The organism is Ruegeria sp. YTSA168 (assembly GCF_059610045.1).
The window spans coordinates 305,902-331,888 of the sequence record NZ_JBXWMW010000004.1 but is presented as its reverse complement, the minus strand read 5'-3'; the positions used below and the strand labels follow the sequence as shown (position 1 = coordinate 331,888).

The window sequence follows — 25,987 nt, the reverse complement described above, 5'->3', positions numbered from 1 at the left end:
GCAGGTTTGGCAGGCCGTCGTGTTCACGGTCGGAGGGATCGGCGCGGTCTCTCTGTTCATCACCAACCGGATCGACCCGGCGGCGCAGGAAAGCTGGGCCGCAACAAAAGATCAGCAGCCCGGATGACAGTCCAGTTCACGACGCCACATCAAGCATTTGAAGATGAAGTGGTGATCTACCCCCCAAAAGCGTCCCTCGTCTTAAAGTAGGGTTTGCTCACCCCTTCAACAGAGCAAGCCAAATGCGATTACCGCAGGCCGAATTCGTTACGATACCTTTGAACAACTCAGAGTTCGCAAACACGTCCACAATCTCGTCAGGAATCTCGCGGTTCCGCCGACGTTCCTTTGGCCATTCATCAGAGTATGTCGGGCTAGAAGCTATCTTTCCTAACCAAGACAGCAAAAGTTCAGCCACTGACCGACGCATGCGATGGGGCCAAAGCCCATGAGAATCCTAGGAAGATTGCGGCAGAAGCTCTGTGCTAAAGCGGTCCATTGCTGCGCTGAAATCTTTGTCCAGATACTCGTTCCCCATAATCACACTCAGCAGGATTTCCTGAACCTGGGATTCCAGCATTTCAATCGAATTGAGCGAGAAGTTTCCAACATTTTCAACTTGTTCGGCCGACAGTTTGTCAGGTGCATAGAAGACGTAGAAATACTGTGACACGATCATCTCATAGCCATGCGCGCGCCCAATATTCTCAAGCCCTTTCACCGAATAGAAGAAGACGTGCTGGCCGCAATCCGGCAGATAATAGAGCCAGTCTTCCGGCTGATCATCAACAGGCCAGGTTGTAAAAATGAAAATCGGGGCACCCCGGGACAGCAAGTCATCCAGTGTGACCTTCGGATCAGGAAGATGTTCGAACACTTCAAACGCAGTGATAACATCCGCTGAAATGTCATCGATATTCTCAAGCGCGGAGTAGCTGGAAAAGAGCGGCTGAGCAAATGCATCGAAGGTTTGAAAATCCCGCCCGACACTCCTCATCAGGCTGGCAAACAGCCCCGGGCCTGCTCCAAAATCCATACCCTTTGCAGTCAAAGGGATTTCAAGCAGGTCCAGAAAGACCTTCGCGGCCAACCAGTTCTTGATGCAACGAGGTGCTGCGCCAACATCTATGGTCAGGCCCGGAATTGCGTAAGATTCGTCCAGCCAGAAGGGATAATCCGTCTGCTGACTGCCGCATTCCTGGCAGGCATAATAGCGAACGTCATAACGCCGCAGAATTGTCTTTGCGAAAATGTAATCGGTCGCCCCACCACACAGACGACACGAAGTATCTGTTTTATCATTCATAGGTGCGTGCTTTCATCAGAAGGTTGGTTGCAACATCGTAGCGCTGGAATTCTGCGCTGACTTCATATCCCAGATCGGCAAGCAAGGCATGGAACCTGTCCAGATTTTCGTTCCATACTTCCACAAACAGCATTGGCTGGCATCTGGCAATGGTTTGGGAAAGGCCTTCGATGACTTCGCACTCCATACCTTCGACATCGATCTTGATGAAGTCGAAATCCTCGTTCCCAACAACGTCATCGCCTTTTCGAATTTCAAACCCGCCCACCGGATCCGGGTCGAAATGCGCCCCTGCTACGTTGAAAGCCTGCGAGATCTGGATGCGCGCAGAATGCGAAGATGCACCAAATCCCATACCCAGGTTTGACAAATCAACGGTTTTCAGTTCGTTCAGCGCAACATTCAGACGCAAAACCGAGATAACGCGTTGCTGCAGTTCAATTGCCGTGACTTTCTGCGCCTTCAGGATTTTCTCGAAATAGACCGCATGGTTCCCGATATTTGCGCCAATATCGAGTATTCGGGCACTTGCCGGAACATGTGCGCCAATCAGTTCCAGTTCTTCGATTTCGTAGAATTCCCCGGCACAGTGATGCGCCTGTATGCTGTCATGCGGATTGTCCACGAAGAACCGAAAAGTCTGCCCGGCATGGTCGAACGTTCGCACGCTGCCCTGATGTTGCGACAGCGTTACCGGAGGCGAGGTTTCGCCACATTCCGCAATCGCCACTGACAACAGTTGGATATTGGGCAAACTCACATCCGGAAGATCAATCTCCGGCTCGCTCAGTTCCGATCCATCGACAAGCCCGCTGTGCTCAAAGACAATTGGCAGAACGTTATCATCCGGCAATGTCGCGCTTATCGTCCGACGGACAGGTGCTGCCGCACTTAGATCAACCGAAACGGGGTCCGCATCGGCCACGCGCAGAACAAGGCCCGCCTCTGGCCTGCTTGCAGGATCCAACGCGCGCAGCTCAATGCTCACCTCCACCTGTCTGGTGGAAGGTGCCTCAAGAGAGAAGGCCATCTGTGACCTATAACCGTGCGAAACCACCCGGCCGGATCGGGTCATGAAACCCGTTTGAAACTCTGGGCCGCACTGGCTCAGATACCCGTCATATGCAAAGCGAACCGGCAGTTTGGGGCGGATCGAATAGGCAAGATAATCAAAGGCCGGTAAATGTTCGACATTGAAGGCTTCGGACCACCATCCTGTTTCCCCCGATGACGGCAAACGATGGAATCCGAAGAACGCCGTGTTTTCCATCGTAAGGTGCAGTTGGAACTGCGGATGGTCTTTTAAGAACTGAAAACACAGATAATTCGCCGGAACATTCAAGCACGGCAAAACCAGAACCCCGGTGTCGGACAAACACTCAAGCGCCTGTTTGATCGCGCGCGTCGTGTCCAGAAGGCGATACGGGCCGCCTATGTAGAGGAGATTGATGCTTCTCGACTTGAGAGCGCGGTTCGGGGAATCGTGAACGCGCTTCCAGTCAAAAGCGTAATACTTGGAATAGGCTTGCATGCATTGCGCAAACGGGTTGTCCCCGAAAGCAGCAGATTTCACTTTGCGAAGCGCATGAAAATGACTCTGCAAATAATACTCTAGGTACTTCTGAACGTGTACCGAAAAGGTGCCACTTGCTTTCATCACTGGGCTCGTATCTCCACTCATCACGCCATCCTTGTCCCAGACATGATGTTTGCCATCATGAAATCGTTTTGTCTTGTCCGCAAATCTAAACGCGGAAAACCACAGGGCTACGGCTGCCTCAGAGGGTCAAAGCCGAAAAACACGCACTATATCTCTTGCCGATCACTGACCAATCAGCGGTTCTGGTGACACTCTGACGGGCGGCAACACCTATGTCCGCAAGTCTTGCGCGATCCTCGATCGTCAAGGCGCCGAGCGTCTCTCGCATCTCGTCCAACGCGCAAACGATAAACTCGCTTTCTTCCTTCAGACCCAGGCCGCGGGCACCGAACGGTGAAGAGACCACAGCCAGCTCAGCAGCTGCATATTCGAACATCTTGATGTTGGAACCTGACCCAATATCCATTGGGTTGAGGCCGATATCCGCAACACGGAATGCCATCCATTTTGTGGTTTCATCGACCTCTCCCAAACGAATGACGTTTTCCAGAGTCGAGTCTCTCAACGGGCCGTAGTTGCACACCCCGCCGAGCACAATGAATTGCATGTCCGGGATCTGTTTTGCAAAATCGAGAATGCGGTCGGCAGCCGAGAAATTCGGATGATGGAAAGAGCCGCCGAAGACCGCTGTCAGCTGATCTTTCAAACCCAAACGCGTGCGTATCCGGGGCAACGCATCTTCAGGCACGTGGGGCACCCCAAGCGCGTCCACACCGTTTTCGATGATCGTTATCTGGTCGGCGTCTACACCGTATTCCTTTGCGAACGTGGTCGCATCGTTGGGTGTGCAGGCAATCACATGTTGCGACTTCAACAGCGCCGTTTCCTCCACATCCCGAACAACTTTCAACAGATGCGGGAAGCGTTCAAGGACAGAGGTTTTCTGCTGAAGCTCGACATTCTGAGAGTCAAAGACAATCGGGATGTCCGTGTCGCCCCGCGCCTGCAGAAGCGCATAAATCGAATAAGGGTGTGCTGTTACACATGCGTCCGATACAGCCAGCCGGTTGGCAAGGACTTCATTATACAGGACGCACTCATCCCAATGCAGAGCATACGCAACATCAGCGGCCATTTGAACTTCGGCATCCAGCTTGATCTCGAGCTCACGGAACCGTCCTTCGACAGCAACCCGTATCTCGCGCAGGTTCGGGCCAAAAATAACCGTCTCGTTGCGCCCGTGCCTGTCCGGAACAATGAGTTCGACGTCGAACTGTTTGGAAAGCTCGCGTGCGAGGTAAAATATGCGTCTTTGCCCACCACCGACAGCCGGCCACGTGGAATAGAAATTTGCGATAACAATGCGTTTCATAAAGTTTTGGCCCGTCCGGCATCCATGTCCATTCTATCAAGGACAGCTTGCACATACTGGATCGTAGAAATCTGCGAGATTTGTTGATGATATATACGTCGTGCTTCCTTGCGCACCCGGCTTGCAAACAGCTTTTTGAGGGGCTTGATATTTTTGCGTGTACACAGGCGCTCCAACCGCCAAAGGTTGCGCAATTTTCTTATCCCCATCACACGAGCGGGGTTTCCGGATTTGCGGTTTGCATGGTCGAGCTCAAGGATCATTCGAAGACGAACGGGGGCACTATTGTCGCGATCCAACGCGTGGCTCTCTGCCTCGGTGGCCTCCCGCCCCTGCAAGGCATAGGCAATCGCCTCGGCGAATTCCGCGCCATCGAATGCAAGAAGCTCGGCGACTGACCAATAAAGCTTGCGTTGCAAAAGCCGTTGAACGCGAGTGACAGATTCACCCAAAGCCCCTATCGGTCGTGGTAGGATCTCGGCCTTGTCGGCAACTTGATAGGGATAGTCTTTGCCGATTTCGACCAATGTGGCTTTGAAATCTTCCGAGTGGGAAGCCACTTGTGCCACCGCGCTTTGTGTATCCGACATCGGTGTGGCAACAGGCTGCGCGCCCTTCTTTGAGCCCGTAACCTTAAACGCCCGAACATATGACCCCAAGCGCCGGAACTCATAGCGTGTTGCTGCTGCGTCCCGGTCATGTTCCGGAATGGCATGTGGATGGAGGATCGTCGCAATCAAACGGCCGCCTTCGGGACGTGGAACAACCGTTTTGATCTTTGACCACCGCTTGCTATAGGGTAACGGCTCACGATAGTTGCCAATCATCAAAACCGCATCTTTGGCGGCGTCGGCGTAAATGGATTTGTACTCCAACTCGACCGTCAGCGATGTACCGACGCTTTCGGGCACAAACACTTCCAGAGATGCGCCGATATCAATCGTTTGCGCGGCCTTTTTGGCAGGGGCACTTTCGATGGACTTGATGACATACTGAGACAGGTGCGCGTCATTCTTCAGATCGATACGCCCATCCGGCGTCAAGGTCCGGTCAATATTGTATTTTTCCATCCCAAGCGGGAAGCGGGCGTAGTTATAGCTTTGTTCATACCAATGATCACCGTCCGCCGGGACACCTTCCACATCGGTTCGCTTCAAAAGCCCGGTTGTCGCGAAGACACCAATTTCCTCATACATGCGATCTTCACGCAGAAGATCATACATATTGCCGATCGACGGAATGTGGACGTCATCAATAATGAGAATTCCGCCGACCTTAAGGCGCTCATAAAGAATGGCGTATTCAAGATCCGGGAAGGGGTAACCATGCGGCCCGTCAATAAGGATGACATCAAACATATCATCATCCGTAAACTGGTGGACAGGCAATGTCTGCTGCGTTGGGCCATAAACAAACTCAGTGCAATCCGCTTTGAATTCCGGATCTTTCTGCACCAAACCAACCGAACTGTCCGGCATATCCCTGTCATCATACGCAAACACAACGTGCTTGGCGGCCAGGTTAGAGAACATAATGGTTGATTTCCCACAACCGGTCTCAAGCGTTTTGATGTCGCCACTTGGCAGAACTTCGGAAATTGCAATCAAAACGTCTGAATTAAATGCCCCGCCCCGATGGGCCCGACCTGCCAATCGCTGCAAAATGTCTTTTGTAGAAGAAGCCACGGAATGTCCCATACTCGGTTTTAGAATTTTTGCTTTCGTACAGATGCCCAGATTGCGAAGCAACCTAAATCATCAACTATAGGTTAAGTGCTTGTTTTTTCACAACATTGCGGAAAACCACTTCACTTTAGGTTCTTACGCCAACATCCATTTAAGTGTCTCCTGTAAGCTGTAATTCGGCTCGGTCTGAGTCAGACTACGGTACAATGTGACATCTCCCATCAATTCCTTCACCTCATTGGCGCGCACAAACTGGGGGTTCACGGTCACGTTCAGAATGTGCCCGGTAATGTCGCTGCACATGTCCACAATGCGCTGCAAAGGGGTCGCCACTCCAGAGCAGATATTTACCCGCTGTCCTCGCAGATCCGGACGCAGCAGTTCCCGATAAGCCCGCGCCACATCGCGAACGTCGGAAAAGTCCCGGGCAACATCAAGGTTACCCAGTTCGATTTGCGGGGCGCGCTGCCGGAAATGGGCCACGATTTTAGGGACAAGGAATTGGGCATTCTGCCCGCGTCCGGTGTAGTTGAAAGGCCGCGCGATCACGATCGGCAAGCGATCCGTAAACAGCTGAGCCATGTATTCCATAGCCAGTTTCGAAACCGCGTAATCGTTCACGGGCGCCGGAGAGGCTGTTTCCGCAATCGGCGCCTGTTTCGAGTTGCCATAAATATTGGCGCTGCTTGCCAAAATGACCCCGGACTGGCCCACGCCGGCCTGAGCCAACGCCTCCAGCAAAACCCGGGTTCCAATCACGTTTACCTTGTAGAAGTCCTCAGCTGCTCCATGCGCGACAAACGCAATCGCAGCCAGATGGATCACCGCATCAGGTTTCACCCTGTCTACAACATGGGCAATTGCCGCGCTGTCCGAAAGATCCGCCTGCAGATAGGTCGGGTCTTGCGCAGGGGGCATCGTCATCCCAGTGCCCCAGACCTCCCATCCCGCTGCCTCCAGTTCAGCAGCCACGTATCGCCCGGTGAACCCGTAACGGCCAGTGATCAAGACGCGGCCCCCTGACATCAGAACGAAACGCCCCGTTCGTTGCGCGCCAGATCAGCTGCGACCATCATCTCACAGAGATCTTCAAGAGAGGTCGTGGCCTCCCAGCCCAGAACGTCCTTGGCCTTGCTTGCGTCACCAATCAGCAGCTCGACCTCGGCGGGGCGATAGTATTTTGGATTGATGCGCACCAGAACACGGTTTGATTCGGCGTCAATCGCCACTTCATCTTCCCCTTGCCCTTCAAATCGCAGGCCAATGCCTGCGCCCTTGAACGCCATCGTGACAAAATCGCGTACAGTTTCGGTTCGCCCGGTTGCCAGAACAAACGTGTCCGGTGTGTCCGCCTGCAGCATACGCCACATCCCGTCCACGTAATCCTTCGCAAATCCCCAATCACGCTTGGCATCCATGTTCCCAAGTTCCAGGCAATCAAGCTGTCCCAGTTTGATCTTGGCCACACCATCGGTGATTTTCCGGGTCACGAACTCCAACCCCCTGAGCGGGCTTTCGTGATTGAACAGAATCCCGGATGTGCCAAAAATATCATAGCTTTCGCGATAGTTTATGGTCATCCAATGAGCGTAAAGCTTGGCTACGCCATAAGGGCTGCGTGGCCAGAAAGGTGTTTCTTCCCGTTGAGGAATCTCCTGAACCTTGCCGAACATTTCCGATGTGGATGCCTGATAGAAACGAATTTTAGGATTCACAATTCGGATTGCTTCAAGCCAATGCAGCGCCCCAATGCCAGTGATCTGGGATGTCGTGGCGGGCTGGTCGAACGAAATTCCTACAAAACTCTGTGCCGCAAGATTGTAAACTTCATGGGGCTCCGTCTTCTGAATCAGACGGATCATTGCGCCCATATCGGTCAGGTCAAGCTCTTCCAGTGACAGGTTGGGATGCGAACGGATGCCCAAATCATCGATACGCCAGAAATTGGTGGAAACCACCCGGCGGAACGTGCCGACAACTTTATATCCCTTTTCAAGAAGAAGCTCTGCCAGATAGGCTCCATCTTGCCCGGTAATACCTGTGACAATTGCGGTTTTGGTCATTCTAAGCCCTCTTTTGTTATGCTGGGCTTTAGCTGATCAAACCTAATGCGTCTACCGCTTGTCGGCGTAAGTTTGCCGATTAACCAATGTGTTCCCGCAGACCTCAACAGCCTTTTTGGGACTGCATAATAACGAATTGATAAAGCGTGTGTCTCAAACGGGTCCGGGGCTCGCCTTGACACTAATGACCCTTTCAGGCATCGCTCCTTCATTGACCGGGCAGAACCACCCCAATCAGACTGAACCTTGATGGCCATAGAACAACAGAAACTCGATGGAATTTCGATTGTTACGATGATCGGCATGATCTCCACAGCAGCGGGTATCATCATTGCGTTTTTTACGGTTCAGGGAATGTACAGATACATTCAAGTCTGTTGTCTGCTCAAGGCGGACAACCGGAATGTCACCGCATATCACCAAACGCCTTGTAGAAAGCTGCCGCGCCATAGGGTGATCCCTTACCAAACCAGGAAATCTTCGGATATTGGTCCGCGCTTTCATCAAGAGGCGCTGATGGTAAGATCGGTGACTGCTTGAACACCAATGCCCCAAAGATGAAGCCGCGGAGTAACGCCAGTCAGATGTCTGAAATTGTCTTTGATCTCACCGAGGTCTTCAGCGCCTCCACCGGCAAGCTGCGGTTTTACGGGATTATGCGTGTTGTGCATGAACTCGGCCTGCAGCTTGTGCAGCGCAAGGCCCCGGTGCGGTATGGTATCTTCTCCTATGCCCATGACGGGTTTTTGGAAGTGTTTCCGGAACTTCACGAGGATGGGACCGTCGATCTGAACGTTCCCTTGGGCATTCAGGAAATACGCATTCGCCCAGCCTACAAACGCAAAACGGTTCTGACCAAGCTGGCAACGCGCGCGGTGAATCCGCTTCTCAAACGGCGCAACAAGAAGATGTGGGCGAAGTCCGGTTTGACACCGCCGCGTTTGGACATGTCCGGCAAAACCCTGGTCTCTGCCGCCAGACCCAAGTTGATCACGGATGCAATTGATTCACTGGAGCGGCACGGTGTGCGCCCGCGGTTGGTACCGCTGCTATATGACATGATCCCGCTGCACTCTCAGTTCGGACATAAATCGGCTTATTTCCCGGGCAAATTCCTGGACGACAACCGGATCGTGATTTCAAACTCCACCGAGATCATGACCATATCTGAGTTCACCAAATCCGAATTGCTGTCCTTCTCGGAACAGGGTGTTCTGCCCCCTGTTCCACCGGTGGTCACATCGATCCCGCTTGTTCATGAATGTGCAGAAGGGGATCGCGAAGCGACCCTGACACTGCCGCCCGCGCCCTACATCCTGACAGTTGGCGCCACGATGGGTCGGAAAAACCTCGAGGCCTCGTTCGGAGCGCTTCAGATTCTGCAAGCTCAGGGCGCAACAGTGCCGACCCTGGTCATTGCCGGAGCCCTGCGCAAAACCACTCAGAAATACCTGGCCTCAGAGGATATGGCGGCCATCCGCGACAAGGTCGTCTTTATCGACAGCCCGGCACAAGAGGATCTGGTGGCGCTGTATCGCAATGCACTTGCGGTAGTGATGGCCACCCGGATGGAAGGCTGGGGATTGCCTGCAGGTGAAGCGCTCTGGTTTGGAACACCCGCAATCTGCTCAACGGCTCCTGTACTGCGCGAAGTGTGCGGTGATTTGGGGCTCTACTTTGACCCCGACAGTCCCGAAGAGCTGGCCGCGCACTTACGCCGCTTGCAGGAGGACATCGCCTTTGCCACCGACCTGCGCGACCGCATCACTGCGGCACATCCGAATTTGCGTACATGGAGCAGCGTCGCGGATGATCTGCAACGCGTTCTGGAAGGGCTCTGACCCACATTGCGCAGTACAGGCTGCTGGCTGAACCAGGACAGGTTCAGCCGGTTTTTCCCTGTTGCTCGATCTGGACAGCGGTGGTGACGGCAGTGTGCAGATCGCGGACCACATCGGCCCAGTCGCGCAGATCGGCCTCGGCGATTTTAGCCTCAAGCGCAGCACGATGATCAACATCCAGCAGACGCTTGACCGCTTCTGCGATGCTGGAGACCTGGGTCGCATCGCAATATTCCACCAGGTCCTCTCCGACTTCTGGCAGCGAAGAATTGTTCGCGACCACAGCCGTCTTGCCGTAAGCCAGCGCCTCACCCACCGGCAATCCCCAGCCTTCATACAGGCTGGCCATGATGGAGAACTGGCAATGGCCGTAAAGCATGTTGAGCTCTTCGTCGGATGGCCCTTCAATAACCCGGACATAACCGTAGATATTCCCGGTTGCTGCCAACAGGTCTTCAAAGTCCTGCCGCAACCAGCCCCGACGCCCGGCAAAGACAAGCTTGGGCAGATCCACATATCCTTGGTCCAGCAAGGCTTTCCAGGCCAAGGCAATGCGCCAGACATTCTTGCGCGCCTCTATGGTTCCGACACACAGGACAAAAGGGCTGGCAACAACATGGCGCAAGCTGTCATCCAACGTGATCAATTCCCGCAATCCCGGATAGGCTGCGGTGGCGATATTTGCCGACAGGGGTCCAACCCCCTGCTGCTGCAGGCCCATGTCTGCCCACGATGGTAAGGCGGCCTGGGCCAGTGGCACTACGGTGGCAGGGGCATCGACACCATGGGCGGAAAAGAAATCCTTCAGATCTCTGAGGGTTGCCTGTGAAATTGCCAGATAATGATTCGTGTATTCCCGGGATCGCATGAGCCACTGGTAAAAATTAGCCGGACCCATTCCGTCACACGTTTGCGGGGCGACAATGGGGATCAGATCATAGACCATGGAATGCACCACAAGCTCTGCCCTGCGGGCTTGCAGAAAAATATCGATCTGTTCCGAGAACCATGCGCTGTCTAGCAGCACCAAGTGATCACCTGCACGCGCGCGCGATGAGAACTCCACCGGGCTGAGGGTCTGCTGTTTTACCTGCTTGCGGCCCTTTCGCGCGTCGCGCCACATCCTGGCGGACATATTGTATTTATGGAAACGCCGATCATGCCCCAAACGGGCCGCCACATCCAACCAGGTCCGCTGAAGATAATACTTCACCGGTTTGGTGCGGTATTTTTTCAAAGGAGGCAGGTTGTCACGCCGGGCCACGGACGGGCGAAAGATCCGGCGCATGCTTTCAGGTGAGGCGAATGCTTCAGTTCCGATCTCTGAGAAGGGCAAACACAAATAGCGTCCCGATTTCCTGTCTCTCCAGGACAGGTACAGCCGGTCGGCATCTACAAGCCTGGACATCTCAACGATCATCGTCACGACGACCCGCTGAATTCCGGAATACCGGTCGATCTTGCTCACATAGCCGATCAAACTTGATATATCGAAAAAGAACGTGCGCCTGTCTTGCCCAGCCTGCATGTCGGACATCTCAAAATCTCCCAGTGGCAAACTGCCTGCCCCTCTCTGATCGGGTTACGCTGTTTTCGACCCGATAAGGGGCGACACGCAGCCCCGATTTTATCCGCGTGCGTAGACATCCTCATAACGGATGATGTCATCCTCGCCCAGATAGCTTCCGGTTTGCACTTCGATCAGCACCATGGGTACTTTTCCGGGGTTTTCCATGCGGTGCACGGCACCAAGCGGGATGTATACAGACTGGTTTTCGGTCACCAGTTTAACGTCGTCGTCGACCGTGACCTTCGCAGTCCCCTCGACCACGATCCAGTGTTCGGAGCGGTGGTGATGGCTTTGCAGGGACAGTGCCGCGCCGGGGTGGACGTGAATGCGTTTGACCTGAAAGCGTCCGCCGACGACCAGGCTTTCAAACCAGCCCCAAGGGCGGAAATCCTTGGGAAATATGGTGGCCTGGCTGGCGCCCTTGGCCTTAAGCGCTTCGACGGCCTTCTTCACGTCCTGCGCGCGGGATTTATCCGCCACCAGAACCGCATCAGGCATTGCCACAGTGATGACGTCTTTCAGGCCGATGCCCACCACCTCGAGATTGTCCGCCTCGGACCGCAAAAGTGTGTCACTGCACTCAATTGCCGTAACGGCGCCTGTCGCCACAACCCCGTTTTCATCCGGACCCGCCTCACGCCAGACCGAGTCCCAATCCCCCAGGTCGGACCAGCCGGCGGAAAACGGCACAACGCTCAGGTTGTCAGCTTTTTCCATCACGGCATAGTCGATCGAGATATCCTCGGCTTGCTTCCAGGCCTCCGGGTCCAGCCGCAGGAAACCCAGATCCGCCCTGGCCGCTTCGCAAGCTGCCTTGACCGGCGTCATCAGCGCTGGCGCGTGGGTTTCAAAGGCGGCGATGATATCGCTTGCCCGGAACAGGAAGATACCGCCATTCCACAGATGTTTGCCATCGGCCACCATCGCCGTGGCAGTATCCACATCAGGTTTCTCGACAAAGCTGTCGAGCTTGACGGGTGTGATGCCTTCAGGTGCAGTCGCCAGTTTGAGATACCCATAGCCGGTCTCAGGCCGGTCCGGTGTAATTCCAAAGGTTACCAGTTGCCCGGCCTTAGCCGCTGGCACACCCGCAACCACAGCGGCGCGGAATGCGTCTGCATCTGGCACAACATGATCAGACGGTGCGACCAGCAGCAAGGCATCAGGGTCGGACATAGCCACATGCAAGGCTGCAGCCAGAACCGCAGGCGCAGTATTGCGCCCTTCAGGCTCAATCAAAATCGCGCCTGGATCAATGCCCGCTGCCTGCAGCTGTTCGGTCACGATAAACCGGAAATCAGACCCGGTCACCACAACGGGGGCAGCATAACCCTCTCCGGACAGGCGCCTGGCCGAGGCCTGAAACAGGGTCTCTTCCCCGGCAATGGCGGCAAACTGCTTTGGATAGGATTTCCGAGACAGCGGCCAAAGACGGGTACCGGAGCCGCCGCAGAGAAGAACAGGAGTGATGGACACGATCAAACAACCTTTGCCAGTAAATAGAGGTTTCTATTCTCAACTTAACAGCAGTTTTTCAAGATGGTTCTTTTATTGGTGGGGCAGCTTTCGGCAAGAAAATGTTAACCATGGGCTCTGTTGCGTAGCTTCCGTTGACCGAAGAGATCACGCTGTAGCGGCAGAGATCACCTCCGGACTGAGCTTTACCGATCATGTACGCAGCTTGGCTTTCACTCAGGACCGCCTCGCCGTTTCTCTCCTACCTCCACGCGCTCTTTCAGCTTTTTCAAGACCTAGTTGTTTAGTCTCGGCATCTGGTGGATCGGGTTTACAATGAATCGATCCGGTTCTGAAGTCTGAGCCTCCCCAACTGAACTGTTCCACCGTTATGTTTAGGAAACGGAGGACCACGAATGGCAAACAAGAGACCGAAGCCCGAAGAGATTGTCTCGAAGTTACGGCAGGTTGAAGTTCTGATGGGGCAAGGCAAATGCTCAAAACCCAATGTATACTGCAAGACACAGAAATCATGTATAAAATTGGGGTGGTGGCGGAGACGAAGGGATTCGAACCCTCGAGACGGTTTCCCGCCTACTCCCTTAGCAGGGGAGCGCCTTCGACCACTCGGCCACGTCTCCGTCGACGGGTATATCCGTGCATGTCACGGAGTTACAAGGTCGATTTTGGTGCTTGTGTCATTTTTTCTGACCTCAAGCGTGGTTCTGAAGACGGACCAAAGCCCCGGCGGCGGATGTGCCGCCGCCGGGGCTGCGCGCGGCCTAACGGAACACGTCGATCAGGTCTGAGACACTGACACCTTCTTTGATTTCTTTCAGACGGGCGAAGATCATCGCGATGACGACACCTGTCCAGCCATAGGCCAGAGCGTTCAGGACAGCCTCGGCTACGATCCAAGTAGGGTTGGGTTCGAAGCCGATGGCAGAGGTGTCGCCAAACCCGACGGCGAATACAAACCCAACCACAAATGAGACCAAGAAAATGCATAGAACAAGCACGATCAATGTGCCGACGATCGGCCAGCGATAGCCCTTTGTCAGCTGCGAACTGCGATTGAGCGCTCCGAAACCGGATTTGTCGATGACGATGGCCGGGACAATGACTGAGAATACGGCGTAGAGCCAAAGCCCGGGTACAAACACAAGCGCAAACCCGATCACGATCAGAATGCCGCTTACGATGGACAAAACCACCAAGGCTGGCAGGTTGACCAAGGCGTTTTTGAAATATTGGCCAATCTGGGCGGGCCGCCCGGATTTGGCGTCATAGGCCAGTTGGATGACCATGGCCGAGGTTAGTGAGATGGCGACGGATGAGATCAACAGGGCCACGACAAAGGTGGAACTGAAGGTCGCCCAGTCAAACTCAACCCCCGGGACGGCCTCGAAATCCGTATCCCAGGCATATGTATTCACAATGACATCGATCAGAGCCGGGATAAAACCCAACAGGATCACGATGTGAATTTTTCGGAAGAAAATCGAAAATGTATCACTCAGAACCGCGCCCACTCCGAAGGGGGCGTGGACGTCAGAAGTTGCAGTGTCAGCCATCTGTATATCCTAAACTAAACGATATGCTCTTGGCTGAGATAAAGCCGCGCACTTCCATTCATCTGCAAGGGGAAACTGCGTGTTAAGTCTCGCCCTTAGGCAAAACGGCAACAGCTTCTTATTAGTCTTCGCCGTTCTCGGTGGTGTGGTGCTTATCCTTCCGTTTGTCTCCGAACAGTTGTCGTTGTTCGAGGAAAGCGCGCTGTGCCTTGTAGAAGGCTTCGAGGAAGGCTTGGTGGTCTGCATCTGGAACCGGGTCGGCATAGTCGATCTTGCGGCGCACCTGCGCAAAGACAGCGGCCAGCGTTTCTTTCTGCTGTTTGTATGCGGCGGGGCCTTTTGTGCGGTTGGCACTGCGCAGAACCCCTTCGAGGGTTTGCAATTCGAATGCGCCATAATGTTCCAATTGATGTGACAGGAATTGATAAGAGGATTGCGCAGCCGTCAGTGGCCGGTTGGTTTCTGACATGTCCGGCAGCAAAACGGGTTTCGGTAGGTGGATCACGTAGGTGCCTGCGATGATGTCTCCAAGCCGCTGCCGACGTTTGTTGAACAAAGGGACCGCCAGAACGCCCAAGACCCAGGCCAGCGAGATAAGGGATGGAACCAGAGCATCGGTTGTCAGCGTCAGGACCATCGTGCCGGGCAGGAAGATCTCGGCCTCTTTCATCAGGTTGCGCACGACCAGGGATTGCGTTGTCAGGGCCTGACCGTCTGCCGAAACCACCTTGATCTTCATCAGCCGTTTGCCAAGGGTTTGGCCGTTCCAGATCAGCTCGGACGCGGCGTAGTAGGGGATGCGGATGACGAAGAACAGCATCGCCCCGATGGCCGAAGCCGTGAGGGGTTCGACCAGATCGAAGGAAACCGCCAAAAGAAACAGCGCAACCGCCACGGCCCCCGTGATCAGAATGTCGGTCAGCTGCGCAGCGGTTCGAACCCCCACACCGGCGACGCGGAAATAGAGCGGCACGCCTTCGGGTGGCAGCAATCGGTTCATTGTGGCAATGCTCATGACCGCCTCCGTCCGCCGAGCGAGAACCACACCAGCCAAAGCGCCCCGATGGCCCAGCCGATGGCAATACGAGTGGAGCGGTCCTGTACCAGTTGCCTGCCGAATCCTTCCAAAAGGGCCGCAATCACCAGCATCATCGCCGCGATCAGCGCCAGCTTGACCGCATCATGGCCCGCCGCGCGGAGGGCTCCCGCCCGGGTTTGAGAGCCTGGGAACAGGACAGCCAGACCCAGTTTCAACCCCCCTGCGCCTGCGATGCAGATCGCCGACAGTTCGGTCACGCCGTGGATCGAGAGCCATCCGAACATGTCCCAGCCCAACCCGCGGTCGATATGCAGGGCGTAAAAGACGCCAAGGATCAGTCCGTTGTAAAACAACAGCATGATTGTCGGCGCGCACAAGAACGCGCCGAGGCCAAAGACAAAGATGGCGATCCGGGTGTTGTGGGAAAACAGATAGGTCGCAAAAGCACCAAGGCCCGAGGCGTCTTCTTCCCCATAAATTGCCGCCCGAAGGTAATCGGTGCTTGCGTCAGGCCCGCGCCCTCCGGCCAGGTCCGATGGCATGAAGACGTAGAACCATTCGGGGTTGTCGAAATAGAAGAAATATCCGGCCAGCGCCCCGGCGGCCATGCAAAGAAACCCCAGCAGTGTGACGCGCCATGAGGATCGCATCGCCCGTGGCCCGCCGCTGGTCAGGAACCTGCGGATTGTGCCGCCCAACCGCTGCTGCGGGGCATAAACGCTCAGATAGGCACGGCTGGTCAGCGCTTCGAGATAGTCCAGCAAGCCGCGATCCAGCGAAATCTCGCGAGCGATGGACAGGGACGTGGTGGCCTGCCGATACAGATCGGCCAGATCGCGCGCCTCCTGAAAGCTCATGCGATGCAGGCCCTGACCCTCGGCCTTGTCGACCAGATCGGACAATCTGCGCCAGTCGCCTTCGCGTTCCTGCCGAAACCGGGCCGAGCGGATCAGGTCACGGTCAGACATCAGATCATCTCTCGCGCTTTGATTTCCAGATAGGTCGAGATTAGGCGGGCCGAGACCTCACCTGGCTCCGCATCAATCACAGTGACGCCCAGTTGGTGCAACCGTTCCAGCACAAGGCGGCGTTCGCGCAGCAGTTGCCCGGTTGAAACCGTTTCTGCCACCCCATCCATATCTGATGGGGCCTCATTGACCTGTGCTTCCAAAATCGGGTCGCGCAGCGTGACAAAGACAATCAGATGCCGCTTTGCCAGAACGCTGACATTCTCGACCATCAATTCGGCCGTTGTGGTGTCCACGAAATCCGAGAACACGATGATCAGGCTGCGCTTTGGCGTGCGTCCGTTTAACTCGGTCATGGCCAGCGTATGATTGGTTTCGACGCTTTCATAGCTGAGTTCAGCTGTGCGGCTACGCAGCCGGTTGAACGCGGCGCGCCCCGGTTCGGGGGGCAGGAACATGCGCGGTTTGGCATCATAGGCATAAAGCCCAACCTGATCGCCTCCGATGGCTGCGGCCCAGGCGGTGGCGAGTGCGGCGGTGATGGCGTGATCGATCTTTGGCAATCCCGCGACCTCTTCGCGCATCTGATAGCCGTTATCCAACGCGATGATCACATGATGGTTGCGTTCGGCCCGCACCTCTTTGGCCACGAGCGAGCGATACCGGGCCGAGCGTTTCCAATCGATCGAGCTGGCATCCATTCCGCGCACAAAATCGCGTAACTGGTGAAACTCGGTGCCTTCGCCAATGGCTCGGTTTTCCTTCACGCCAAACAGGCGCGACTGCACCGTTGTCGAAATCTCACCCGACATGACCCGGCGGATGTTTGGGACCACAGGGATCTTCAGACCAAAGGACAGTTTGGGGACGAACTCAAACAGCCTTAGCCGCGAAGGCCATGACAACCACAGGTGAGACAGATCCCAGGTGCCCCTTTGCCCCGCGCGAAACGGGATTTGAACCGAGCCTTTCGACAGGTCAAAACCCGACGGGCCATCCAGCCCTGCAGGCCAGTCCATCTCGCCGAACATCCCCGGCGCGGTGGGGGAGACGGTCAAGTCGATCTGACCTGCCTCGCCCACAAAGACATCCGGCATCGGTTCAACCGTCACCGACCGCCGACGTGGCCAGGACAGCAGCAGATCGACAATCGCCAAACCGCATAGCACAACCCAGGGCAAACCGGCGATGGGCCGGGTTGCATCTCCCAGGACAATCGCCAGCAGCGACAGGCACAGCGCCGCGCAGGCCGCGATCAGTAATATGCGGGATGGCCGGATCAGCGGGGGGCCTCGATCTGGTTGAGGATGTTTTCCAGAACCTGCCGCGGGCCGCGCCCTTCGATCTCGGCCGACGGGGACAGCACGATGCGGTGTTGCAATGCGTGGATGATCAGGGTTTTGACATCATCGGGGATCGCAAAGTCGCGCCCGTTCAGAGCGGCCGTCGCACGGGTTGCCCCGGCAATTGCATCCGCCGCACGCGTCGAGGCGCCAAAGGCGATGTCCGCGCTTTCGCGAGTGGCGCGGACCAGCCGCAGGATATAGGCTAGAATGTCATCATCCAGCACGATCCCGTCGATCAACTGACGCGCCGCCATCATGGTCGGTGCATCCAGCAGGGGTTGCACGGTTTGCGTGGCGCTCAGGAAATCTAGCGGCTCATTCGCATGCTGACGCAGGATCGACAGTTCCACATCTTCCGGCGGGAAGGTCAGGTTGACCTTGAACAGGAACCGGTCAAGCTGCGCTTCGGGCAAGGGGTAGGTGCCTTGCTGCTCAATCGGGTTCTGGGTCGCGACCACGATGAATTCCGACCCCAGAGTGTGGTCGGTGCCGTCAATCGTCACCATCCGCTCGTTCATCGCCTGCAACAGGGCGGCCTGGGTTTTGGGCGGGGCGCGGTTGATTTCGTCCGCCAGCAGGATTTGGCTGAAGACAGGGCCTTTTGTCAGAACGAATTCGCTGGTCTGGAAGTTGTATATCGAGGTGCCCAACACGTCGCCCGGCATCAGGTCGGGGGTAAATTGGATACGTCCGAATTGCAGGTTCAACGCCCCGGCAAAGCTGCGGGCCAGCAGGGTTTTCGCGGTACCCGGAGGGCCTTCGAGCAGCACGTGCCCGCGCGCGAACAAGGCGGTCAGCAGCAGGTCAACAGCCTCTTCTTGGCCTTGCACAACTTTGCCGATCTCGGCGCGCAACGCCTCGGCTCGGGCGAACAATTCTTCAAGCGTCATTGGCAAGGTGCTCCAGTATCAGTTCGAATTGGTCAATGTAGGAAATCGCGTCATCTGCGCCCAAATGCGGGGGCAGGGCGCGTATGGTTTGGATCAACCCGTCCAGCTGGACGGCCAGATCAGGCTTTCTGGCGTGGACGTATTTCAGATACGCCTCCTCAGGTGTGCCGACTGTCATTTGCGTATTGCCAAACAGCGCGGCGGCGCGGGCGCGCAACCGTGTGTCGACATAGTCCGATAGCATCGCGCCATCCTGATCCGTCAGGCGCATAAGCCGTGCGCGTGCCCGATTGGCTGTACGTTTGCCAGTGCCCAGCGTCGGGACAAGGCCCACCACGGGCCCGCTGCGCAAACCGCCACGCCAGATCGAAAGCGCCAGTAAAAGACCCGCCCCGATCCACAAAACCCGAAACGGAGGTTCGAACAGGCGTTTCAAATCATCCCATGTGCGTTCACGGGCGACTACGTTTTCCGGTGCGGTCAGCCAGTTCTGGTCGCTGTAATCGATGATGATCCGCTGACCCCCTGCAATCTGAGGCAAGACCCGCGCCGCAATCCAGGCATTGTCACCCAGGGTCAGGCCGTGATTGTTCAACAGATCCGCGTCTGACAGGATGTAGACTTGTTGCTCGCCCTCAGACCCCGGCAGCGGGCACAGCCCCAGCAGCATCGCACCCGGTTGTCCGACGATGGGATCGCACCCGTTTCCGGCAAAGGTTTGGGCCGCATAGATACGGGCGTTCAACTGTGGGTCTGCGACCAGTTCATAGTCCAAAAACGGTCTGCGTGCGAAGTGCAGGCCTCCGATCTCGGGTCCGACAAGCCCGTGCAGGATCGTTTCAAGATCGGTCCTTTGCGCGATCAGAAAGGGATGTCCGAACCCGGTCAGGCGCATGCCGCTGCGCCATTTCGGCAGAATGATCAGGCTGGGAACCGATTGCGCCTTGTCACGAATGACGTCGATGTCCTGATCGAACTCATCGGGCTGAAACAACAACTCTTCTTTGGTCTTCGCGGCGGTCCGATCTGTATCGAGGCGTGTGTCGTAAAGGGGCTGAACCAGAAGGCCCACGGTGCTGCGATCCAACGGCCAGCCGCCCGTGAAACTCTGGGTGGTGTGCGATTGGCTGTTCAGCCAGCGATCCAGCCCGTCAAACCCGCTGGCCGACTCGCGCAATGCGTATTGGCGGCCCGCCATGACATAGAGGAATATACCGACGCAGATCGCAATCACGACGCCGACGATGATCCAGTCCAAACGGATACGATCTGTCGGTGGGAACCCTGTTGTATCGCTCATGCCTGCACTTCGCGCAGGATGGGCCGGATACGTTTCAGCAGGGTGTCAAAATCGCCCTCGCTGATCGAGCGATGACCAAAGTTCACGCGTTCGCTTTCCAGAACCAGCGCGCGCAGATCAGGGATGTACCACAGGTTCTGCGGCATGCTGCGTAGGGCCTCGCGGTGGGTCCAGCTTCGTTTGAACAGCACCTCATTGGCGGCCAGACAACGACTTAGCGCCAGTTGGGCCAACCCGGTGATGGCCAGATCACGATCCTTAAGCCTGAGCAGCGCGTCCAGATCAGGCATTTCCTCGCCGTTTATCGCCGCCTCGGGGTCGCCATGCCGACCCTTGCGCTTGGCATTGTCCGAGGATCTGCGGAAAGAAACAGATGTTTTACTCGCACTGTTATAGATGAAAAGCGCCAGGAAAATCAGGGCAATCGCAGAGACCAGACCCACGATCCAGCGACTATCTGCAGACAGTTGAACCGGTTGGTTCTCAGCCTGAGGCGTGAAATCCGTGTCCAGTGGCGGCGCGGGTTTGGTGGGATCGAAATACAGCACATCTGTGTCGATCCCGCGGTATCTGACTGCTTTCAGATAGTCCTGCCCCGAGGCGCTAAGGTCCGGTCGGGATAGCGTCGCCTCCTGCGCGTGGGCAGGGGGTAAAGCGCACAGAAAACACGCAGAAAAACAGGCCAAAACAAATCTCATCGCGGTATCGATAGATCACTGGCGAATGGCAGGCAACAACCTAGACGCGTTTGTCAGGATCATCGCCCACAATCTATTGCTATGGGCACATCGACGATGTCAACTCTGGCGAAGCGAGTGGTGCTTTGCAGGCCTATTCGGGTTCCGCCGCATATAGGCCCAACTGATGCCTGCGCTGGTGAAACCGTTCAACACGCTCCACGATTTCATCGCTGGAAACTGAGATCACGAAGGACAACAGCGTTTCCAGAAGTGCGATGGTCGACACCGAGGATGGGAAGAACTGGGGCGTATCTGCGGCCACGACAAACCCGTGTTGTGCGTTCAGGATCACCGGGCTGGCGGCGCTGTCCGAGATGCCGACAACCGTCATCCCCTGCCGCCGGGCCAGCTTGATCGCATCAATCACTTCGGTCCGGTAAGGGTGGCAGGTGATGGCGATCAGCACATCCTGTTCATCCGCCCAGGCCAGATCATCCACCGGGGTCGAACCTGACCGGGGGATGGCGTGAAACTGCTTCATCCCGGTCGAGGCCAGATAGGTGAAGTTGCGCGCGTTTGAGTTGTTCACTCCAACGCCCAGCGTGAAAATTTGGCGACAGTTCCAGATATCTTCGGCTGCCGAGCGCAGACGGTCGACATCAATGCCGGCAAATGTCTCTTCAATATTGCGGATGGCTGCGCCGATCATATCGGCGTAGAGGCCCCCCATCTCACCTGATTTGCCGATTTCCTGTAACCAGCGGGCGCGGTCGGGAAATGAAGCCGAACCTTTGCGGATCGCTTCACGGAAGGGCGCGCGGAAATCTTCGTAGCCTTCGAACCCGACCTGGCGCGCCATGCGAACAAAGGTGTTGGGTTTGACATTGGCCGCCTCGGCAATCTCGCGCACGGTGGATACGCCCACATCCGTGGGGTTTTCCAGCACATACCGTGCGGCCTTTTGGGCTTCGGGCGTTAGTGCGTCCCATTCCTCGGACAGGCGATCCAGAACGATTGATGATACATTTGTGTCATTCATGATTGACGATGGTACAGTTGTGAAATTAGCCTGTCGAGCAGAATCGCAGGCCATGAAACGTGCATCAACCCGTGGCCCAACTACGGAGACTAAAGGATGACCCTGCCTGATACAATGAAGGCCATGGTGACCATGGGACATGGCGGTCTCGAGCAGATGGTTTTGCACGACAACTGGCCGCGCCCCGATCCTGCGCCGGGTGAGGTGTTGATCCGTGTGGCCGCATGCGGGCTGAATAATACGGATGTGAACACACGGTCGGGCTGGTATTCGAAAACCGTGACCGACGCGACAACCGGTGGTGCGTTTGCCGAGGTTGGCGAAGATGATCCCACTTGGGGCGGTGCGCCCATCACTTTTCCCCGCATTCAAGGCGCTGACATTTGTGGTCGTATCGTTGCGGTTGGCGAGGGTGTGGACCCATCGTGCGTCGGACAACGGGTGATCACCGATGGCTGGCTGCGTGACCCGGACGATCCGCAGAACATGGATAAGACGGGCTACTACGGGTCCGAACGGGATGGCGGCTTTGCTGAATACGCGACGACATTGGCGGTGAATGCCGTGCCAGTCACCTCGGACCTTTCGGACGCTGAACTGGCCACATTCTCCTGTTCCTACTCAACTGCCGAAGGGATGCTGACCCGCGCCAATGTGACCCGCGCGGATACGGTTCTGGTACCGGGCGCGTCGGGTGGTGTTGGCGGTGCTTTGGTGCAGCTGGCCAAACGCCGGGGTGCCCGTGTCATCGCCATGGCATCTGAGGCGAAGCATGAAGACGTGGCCAAGCTGGGCCCCGACAGAATACTGCGCCGCGCGCCCGAAAATCTGCGCGCCGCTCTTGGGTCAGAGAAAATCACCGTTGTCGCCGATGTGGTGGGTGGCCCCTATTGGCCGCACCTGATTGACATAATGGAACGCGGTGGGCGGTACACCTGCTCGGGCGCTATCGCCGGGCCGATGGTCGAGTTCGACCTGCGTACATTCTATCTGCGCGATCTGACCTTCACCGGCTCGACCGTGATTGACCCTCAGGTCATGCAGCACCTCGTGAAATACATCGAAGCAGGTGAGATCAAACCCGCCCTCGCCGCGACCTATCCGCTGGAGGAATTGCGAGAGGCACAGGCCGCGTTCATCGCCAAACAACACACCGGCAATATCGTGGTGATCCCATGACACTGGATGATGTGCTCGAAGCCGCTCGGCAGGTACATCAGGCACACCCCGCGCTGTCTGCGTTTAGCACGTGGCCCTCGGACCTGTCCCTTATACAAGCCCAACCCAGTCACATTGCAGCCGCAGACCAAGTGCGGGATTTTGAAATCAAAGGCAGCGAACTGACCCAAAACTTGGTTGCGGCTGTGCGGGGCACCACACATCTGGCGCATTGGAAACAGACCTATACCGAAGAGGAGGTCGGCGCGGATTTCCTGCGACGCTATGGGTATTACGAGCTGTTCGGGCCCACGGGCCATTTCCATTCGACCCAATTGCGCGGCTACATCGCCTATTGGGGGCCGGGGCTGAACTATGACCGGCACAGCCATCAGGCTGAGGAGCTTTATCTAACCTTGGCGGGCGGCGCTGTGTTCAAGACCGACGCGGATGCGGTTTTCGTCGGACCCGATCAAACCCGCATGCATTCCAGTTGGGAAAGCCATGCCATGGTCACAACCGATCAACCGATCCTGACCTTTGTGCTGTGGCGCGGTGCGGGTATGGGTGATCTGCCCAGAATGGATGCGGCATGAAGATCTCGCGCATCCGCATCTATCAAACCGGGCTTCCGTATGTTGGCGGGTCTTACGTATGGGGGGCTGGCAACGCCATCGAAATCGCCACCGCCTCGGTCGTGGTCATCGACACCGATGCCGGGCTACAAGGCTGCGGCGAGTTCACGCCTTGCGGTGAAAACTACATGGTCGCCCATTCCGAAGGCGTGGTTGCGCTGGCGCGGCTGGTTGCTCCGCATCTGCTGGGCGAAGACCCGCGTCAGGTAGCGCGGATCGAGCAGTTGATGGATCATCTGGGGCAGGGGCACGGCTATGCAAAGGCCCCCTTCGACGCGGCCTGCTGGGACATTCTGGGGCAAGCCTGCGATCAGCCGGTCTGGATGCTGCTGGGCGGCAAACTGACTGATGGTGCGCCAATGTACCGGGTTGCGCCGCAGAAGGCGGTGGATGAGACCGTGGCCGAGATGGATCGTTACCGCGATCAGGGATACCGGCAGTTTCAGGTCAAGGTGGGCGGTGACTGGGCCACGGACATTGACCGTATCCGCACCATTGTTCCCTTGCTGAAACAGGGTGAGAAGGCGATGGCCGATGCCAATCAGGGCTGGCGCGTGGACAATGCGGTCCGGGTGGCCCGCGCCACGCGCGATCTGGATTTCATTCTGGAACAGCCCTGCCGCACCTATGAGGAATGCCAGCAGGTGCGCCGCGTTGCCGAACAGCCGATGAAGCTGGATGAATGCGTCACCGGTATCCACATGGCCCAACGGATTGTCGCGGATCGCGGGGCCGAGATCTGCTGTCTGAAAATCTCGAATCTCGGCGGGATCAGCAAGGCGCGGCGGGTCCGGGACTATCTGGTCGACAATCGCATCCCGGTGGTCAGCGAGGATACATGGGGCGGCGAGATCACATCCGCGGTCGTGGCCCATTTCGCCGCCTCAACCCCGCCGGAGTATCTGCAGAACACAACTGACCTTATGAACTATAACACCCGATCCACCGGCGTCGGCGGCCCGATTGCCCGTGACGGCAAGCTATACGCGCCCGACACACCCGGCCTTGGTGTCAAACCGGATTTCGAAAGCCTGGGCGCGCCTGTAGCGGAGTACGCATTATGAAACCACAAGCCGTTGCCACTCAGATGATCGACGATGAACGCGTGCGCGTGACGCGGTTTGACTTTGCGCCGGGTGCAGAAACCGGATGGCATCGCCACGCGATGGATTACCTCATCACGGCGATTACCGATTGCCACATGCGTTTGGACCTGCCGGACGGAACGGTCAACGAGGTGACCGTGCCCGCCGGAACCGCTTATCGCCGGGATGAAGGGGTCGAGCATAATGTCATCAATGCCGGGGATGCCCCGATGTCCTTTGTGGAAGTGGAATTGAAATGAAGATCACCCGACTCTCGGTCTATCACGTTGATCTGCCTTTGGAGCATCCCTACTGGCTGTCCGGTGGGCGGCTGAAGTTCGAAATGCTGGATGCGACGCTGGTGAAGATCGAAACCGATGCTGGCCTGACTGGCTGGGGTGAGGGTACCCCGTGGGGCCATACCTATGTGCCTGCGCACGGGCCGGGCATTCGCGCCGGGATTGAAACGATGGCGCCTTTCATCCTAGGCCTTGATCCGCGCAAAGTTCTGGATGTGGAACGGGCGATGGATCTGGCCTTGCCCGGCCATCTTTACGCCAAAAGCCCGATTGATATGGCCTGCTGGGATATTGCCGGACAGGCGGCGGGTTTGCCGATTGCCGATCTGATGGGCGGTGGGTCCCGAACACCGCGCCCCATTGCCTCGTCCGTTGGGGCGAAGACGGTCGAGGAAACTCGCGAGGTGATCGAACGCTATCGCAGCCGGGGCTATGTGGCCCATTCGGTGAAGATCGGTGGCGATGTGGAACGTGACATCGCCCGTGTCCGCGATGTTGAAAGCATCCGGCGACCGAGCGAGATAGTCCTTTACGACGTCAACCGGGGCTGGACGCGGCAACAGGCCCTGCGTGTGATGAGCGCCTGCGAAGACCTGAACGTGATGTTCGAACAACCCGGTGAAACGCTGGACGATATCGCCGCAATCTCGGGCCAGCACGCCTCACCCGTTTCGGTGGATGAAAGCCTTGTGACCCTGCAGGACGCGGCCCGCATCGCGCGTGAAGGGATCGCCGAGGTCTTCGGGATCAAACTGAACCGCGTCGGCGGTCTGACCAAGGCCGCCCGGATGCGGGATATCGCGCTGACCCACGGGATCGACATGTTCGTGATGGCGACTGGCGGAACGGTTTTGGCCGATACCGAGGCGTTGCATCTGGCCGCGACCATCCCGGATCACAACTGTCACGCCGTCTGGGCCTGTCAGGATATGATTACCCTCGATATTGCTGGCGGTCGCGGCCCCCGCAATATCAACGGCCACTTGCATTTGCCCGAAGCTCCGGGCCTTGGCGTGCACCCCGACGAAGACGCGCTGGGCGATCCGGTCGCGATTTATGAATAGTCGCTTATTTTATTATGA

23 protein-coding genes and 1 tRNA gene are annotated in these 25,987 nt (G+C 56.7%); 7 read left to right on the top strand and 17 right to left on the bottom strand.

Annotated features, from left to right (window positions below):
- Window positions 1-457: 457 nt before the first annotated feature.
- The 6 genes from AC2FFE_RS10940 to gmd form a co-directional block, all read right to left on the bottom strand.
- Window positions 458-1,306 carry a class I SAM-dependent methyltransferase gene (locus tag AC2FFE_RS10940; RefSeq protein WP_496818881.1) on the bottom strand — a complete coding sequence of 283 codons (849 nt, stop codon included), beginning with the start codon at window positions 1,304-1,306 and terminating at the stop codon, window positions 458-460.
- Window positions 1,299-2,987, bottom strand: a complete 1,689-nt coding sequence (locus tag AC2FFE_RS10935) for an FkbM family methyltransferase (RefSeq protein ID WP_496818882.1) — start codon at window positions 2,985-2,987, stop codon at window positions 1,299-1,301. The genes AC2FFE_RS10940 and AC2FFE_RS10935 overlap by 8 nt, the downstream gene beginning before the upstream one ends.
- A gap of 97 nt (window positions 2,988-3,084) precedes the next feature.
- A complete protein-coding gene (locus AC2FFE_RS10930; RefSeq protein ID WP_496818883.1) occupies window positions 3,085-4,278 on the bottom strand; it encodes a glycosyltransferase family 4 protein in 1,194 nt (397 codons plus the stop codon).
- A complete protein-coding gene (locus AC2FFE_RS10925; protein ID WP_496818884.1) occupies window positions 4,275-5,975 on the bottom strand; it encodes a class I SAM-dependent methyltransferase in 1,701 nt (566 codons plus the stop codon). The genes AC2FFE_RS10930 and AC2FFE_RS10925 overlap by 4 nt, the downstream gene beginning before the upstream one ends.
- A 123-nt stretch (window positions 5,976-6,098) precedes the next feature.
- On the bottom strand, window positions 6,099-6,971 hold the full coding sequence (locus tag AC2FFE_RS10920) for a GDP-mannose 4,6-dehydratase (RefSeq protein WP_496818885.1): 873 nt from the start codon (window positions 6,969-6,971) through the stop codon (window positions 6,099-6,101).
- Between the two features lie 17 nt (window positions 6,972-6,988).
- Window positions 6,989-8,026, bottom strand: a complete 1,038-nt coding sequence (gene gmd / locus AC2FFE_RS10915; protein ID WP_496818886.1) for a GDP-mannose 4,6-dehydratase — start codon at window positions 8,024-8,026, stop codon at window positions 6,989-6,991.
- Between the two features lie 249 nt (window positions 8,027-8,275).
- On the opposite strand from gmd, the gene AC2FFE_RS10910 reads away from it, so the two are divergent.
- Window positions 8,276-8,566 carry a hypothetical protein gene (locus AC2FFE_RS10910; protein ID WP_496846626.1) on the top strand — a complete coding sequence of 97 codons (291 nt, stop codon included), beginning with the start codon at window positions 8,276-8,278 and terminating at the stop codon, window positions 8,564-8,566.
- A 44-nt stretch (window positions 8,567-8,610) separates the two neighbouring features.
- Complete coding sequence (locus AC2FFE_RS10905; protein ID WP_496846625.1) at window positions 8,611-9,867, top strand: glycosyltransferase; 1,257 nt, start codon at window positions 8,611-8,613, stop codon at window positions 9,865-9,867.
- A 43-nt stretch (window positions 9,868-9,910) separates the two neighbouring features.
- Here the strand turns inward: AC2FFE_RS10905 and AC2FFE_RS10900 are convergent, their stop codons facing one another.
- From AC2FFE_RS10900 to AC2FFE_RS10850, 11 genes are all read right to left on the bottom strand, one after another.
- Window positions 9,911-11,404: a glycosyltransferase family 4 protein gene (locus AC2FFE_RS10900; RefSeq protein WP_496846624.1), complete on the bottom strand. Its 1,494-nt coding sequence runs from the start codon at window positions 11,402-11,404 to the stop codon at window positions 9,911-9,913.
- Between the two features lie 90 nt (window positions 11,405-11,494).
- Entirely contained in the window at window positions 11,495-12,913 is a 1,419-nt protein-coding gene (locus AC2FFE_RS10895; RefSeq protein ID WP_496818890.1) for a mannose-1-phosphate guanylyltransferase/mannose-6-phosphate isomerase, read from the bottom strand.
- Between the two features lie 530 nt (window positions 12,914-13,443).
- Window positions 13,444-13,533: transfer RNA gene (locus AC2FFE_RS10890), tRNA-Ser, on the bottom strand.
- A gap of 141 nt (window positions 13,534-13,674) precedes the next feature.
- Window positions 13,675-14,466, bottom strand: coding sequence for a hypothetical protein (locus AC2FFE_RS10885; RefSeq protein WP_496846623.1), 792 nt, complete (start codon window positions 14,464-14,466; stop codon window positions 13,675-13,677).
- A gap of 121 nt (window positions 14,467-14,587) precedes the next feature.
- A complete protein-coding gene (locus AC2FFE_RS10880) occupies window positions 14,588-15,481 on the bottom strand; it encodes an RDD family protein (RefSeq protein WP_496846622.1) in 894 nt (297 codons plus the stop codon).
- Window positions 15,478-16,473 (bottom strand): stage II sporulation protein M, encoded by a 996-nt coding sequence (locus AC2FFE_RS10875; protein WP_496846621.1) that lies wholly within the window; start codon window positions 16,471-16,473, stop codon window positions 15,478-15,480. The genes AC2FFE_RS10880 and AC2FFE_RS10875 overlap by 4 nt, the downstream gene beginning before the upstream one ends.
- On the bottom strand, window positions 16,473-17,630 hold the full coding sequence (locus tag AC2FFE_RS10870; RefSeq protein WP_496846620.1) for a DUF58 domain-containing protein: 1,158 nt from the start codon (window positions 17,628-17,630) through the stop codon (window positions 16,473-16,475). The genes AC2FFE_RS10875 and AC2FFE_RS10870 overlap by 1 nt, the downstream gene beginning before the upstream one ends.
- 122 nt (window positions 17,631-17,752) lie before the next feature.
- Window positions 17,753-18,709 (bottom strand): AAA family ATPase, encoded by a 957-nt coding sequence (locus AC2FFE_RS10865; RefSeq protein WP_496846619.1) that lies wholly within the window; start codon window positions 18,707-18,709, stop codon window positions 17,753-17,755.
- Window positions 18,699-20,009, bottom strand: coding sequence for a hypothetical protein (locus AC2FFE_RS10860; protein ID WP_496846618.1), 1,311 nt, complete (start codon window positions 20,007-20,009; stop codon window positions 18,699-18,701). Before AC2FFE_RS10860 ends, AC2FFE_RS10865 begins: the two co-directional genes overlap by 11 nt.
- On the bottom strand, window positions 20,006-20,707 hold the full coding sequence (locus tag AC2FFE_RS10855; RefSeq protein WP_496846617.1) for a hypothetical protein: 702 nt from the start codon (window positions 20,705-20,707) through the stop codon (window positions 20,006-20,008). Before AC2FFE_RS10855 ends, AC2FFE_RS10860 begins: the two co-directional genes overlap by 4 nt.
- A gap of 133 nt (window positions 20,708-20,840) precedes the next feature.
- Window positions 20,841-21,728 (bottom strand): MurR/RpiR family transcriptional regulator, encoded by an 888-nt coding sequence (locus tag AC2FFE_RS10850; RefSeq protein WP_496846616.1) that lies wholly within the window; start codon window positions 21,726-21,728, stop codon window positions 20,841-20,843.
- A gap of 96 nt (window positions 21,729-21,824) precedes the next feature.
- Here AC2FFE_RS10850 and AC2FFE_RS10845 point away from each other — a divergent pair, with 96 nt between their 5' ends.
- The 5 genes from AC2FFE_RS10845 to AC2FFE_RS10825 are packed head-to-tail and all read left to right on the top strand — an operon-like array spanning window position 21,825 to window position 25,969.
- The gene (locus AC2FFE_RS10845) at window positions 21,825-22,907 is read left to right on the top strand and encodes an alcohol dehydrogenase family protein (protein WP_496818898.1); all 1,083 of its coding nucleotides are present in this window, start codon (window positions 21,825-21,827) and stop codon (window positions 22,905-22,907) included.
- Window positions 22,904-23,482, top strand: coding sequence for a dimethylsulfonioproprionate lyase family protein (locus tag AC2FFE_RS10840; RefSeq protein ID WP_496846615.1), 579 nt, complete (start codon window positions 22,904-22,906; stop codon window positions 23,480-23,482). The genes AC2FFE_RS10845 and AC2FFE_RS10840 overlap by 4 nt, the downstream gene beginning before the upstream one ends.
- Window positions 23,479-24,585, top strand: coding sequence for a mandelate racemase/muconate lactonizing enzyme family protein (locus AC2FFE_RS10835; RefSeq protein WP_496846614.1), 1,107 nt, complete (start codon window positions 23,479-23,481; stop codon window positions 24,583-24,585). Before AC2FFE_RS10840 ends, AC2FFE_RS10835 begins: the two co-directional genes overlap by 4 nt.
- A complete protein-coding gene (locus AC2FFE_RS10830; RefSeq protein ID WP_496846613.1) occupies window positions 24,582-24,866 on the top strand; it encodes a cupin domain-containing protein in 285 nt (94 codons plus the stop codon). Before AC2FFE_RS10835 ends, AC2FFE_RS10830 begins: the two co-directional genes overlap by 4 nt.
- Window positions 24,863-25,969, top strand: coding sequence for a mandelate racemase/muconate lactonizing enzyme family protein (locus AC2FFE_RS10825; protein ID WP_496846612.1), 1,107 nt, complete (start codon window positions 24,863-24,865; stop codon window positions 25,967-25,969). The genes AC2FFE_RS10830 and AC2FFE_RS10825 overlap by 4 nt, the downstream gene beginning before the upstream one ends.
- Window positions 25,970-25,987: the final 18 nt, after the last annotated feature.

Excerpts from the sequence above, each read along its gene's own strand:
- AC2FFE_RS10880 (WP_496846622.1), bottom strand. The coding sequence starts at position 15,481 with ATGAGCATTGCCACAATGAACCGATTGCTGCCACCCGAAGGCGTGCCG.
- AC2FFE_RS10855 (WP_496846617.1), bottom strand. The coding sequence starts at position 20,707 with ATGAGATTTGTTTTGGCCTGTTTTTCTGCGTGTTTTCTGTGCGCTTTA.
- gmd (WP_496818886.1), bottom strand. The coding sequence starts at position 8,026 with ATGACCAAAACCGCAATTGTCACAGGTATTACCGGGCAAGATGGAGCC.
- AC2FFE_RS10835 (WP_496846614.1), top strand. The coding sequence starts at position 23,479 with ATGAAGATCTCGCGCATCCGCATCTATCAAACCGGGCTTCCGTATGTT.
- AC2FFE_RS10860 (WP_496846618.1), bottom strand. The coding sequence starts at position 20,009 with ATGAGCGATACAACAGGGTTCCCACCGACAGATCGTATCCGTTTGGAC.
- AC2FFE_RS10940 (WP_496818881.1), bottom strand. The coding sequence starts at position 1,306 with ATGAATGATAAAACAGATACTTCGTGTCGTCTGTGTGGTGGGGCGACC.
- AC2FFE_RS10825 (WP_496846612.1), top strand. The coding sequence starts at position 24,863 with ATGAAGATCACCCGACTCTCGGTCTATCACGTTGATCTGCCTTTGGAG.
- AC2FFE_RS10850 (WP_496846616.1), bottom strand. The coding sequence starts at position 21,728 with ATGAATGACACAAATGTATCATCAATCGTTCTGGATCGCCTGTCCGAG.
- AC2FFE_RS10840 (WP_496846615.1), top strand. The coding sequence starts at position 22,904 with ATGACACTGGATGATGTGCTCGAAGCCGCTCGGCAGGTACATCAGGCA.
- AC2FFE_RS10905 (WP_496846625.1), top strand. The coding sequence starts at position 8,611 with ATGTCTGAAATTGTCTTTGATCTCACCGAGGTCTTCAGCGCCTCCACC.
- AC2FFE_RS10900 (WP_496846624.1), bottom strand. The coding sequence starts at position 11,404 with ATGTCCGACATGCAGGCTGGGCAAGACAGGCGCACGTTCTTTTTCGAT.
- AC2FFE_RS10910 (WP_496846626.1), top strand. The coding sequence starts at position 8,276 with ATGGCCATAGAACAACAGAAACTCGATGGAATTTCGATTGTTACGATG.
- AC2FFE_RS10875 (WP_496846621.1), bottom strand. The coding sequence starts at position 16,473 with ATGTCTGACCGTGACCTGATCCGCTCGGCCCGGTTTCGGCAGGAACGC.
- AC2FFE_RS10845 (WP_496818898.1), top strand. The coding sequence starts at position 21,825 with ATGACCCTGCCTGATACAATGAAGGCCATGGTGACCATGGGACATGGC.
- AC2FFE_RS10885 (WP_496846623.1), bottom strand. The coding sequence starts at position 14,466 with ATGGCTGACACTGCAACTTCTGACGTCCACGCCCCCTTCGGAGTGGGC.
- AC2FFE_RS10935 (WP_496818882.1), bottom strand. The coding sequence starts at position 2,987 with ATGAGTGGAGATACGAGCCCAGTGATGAAAGCAAGTGGCACCTTTTCG.
- AC2FFE_RS10830 (WP_496846613.1), top strand. The coding sequence starts at position 24,582 with ATGAAACCACAAGCCGTTGCCACTCAGATGATCGACGATGAACGCGTG.
- AC2FFE_RS10925 (WP_496818884.1), bottom strand. The coding sequence starts at position 5,975 with ATGGGACATTCCGTGGCTTCTTCTACAAAAGACATTTTGCAGCGATTG.
- AC2FFE_RS10865 (WP_496846619.1), bottom strand. The coding sequence starts at position 18,709 with ATGACGCTTGAAGAATTGTTCGCCCGAGCCGAGGCGTTGCGCGCCGAG.
- AC2FFE_RS10930 (WP_496818883.1), bottom strand. The coding sequence starts at position 4,278 with ATGAAACGCATTGTTATCGCAAATTTCTATTCCACGTGGCCGGCTGTC.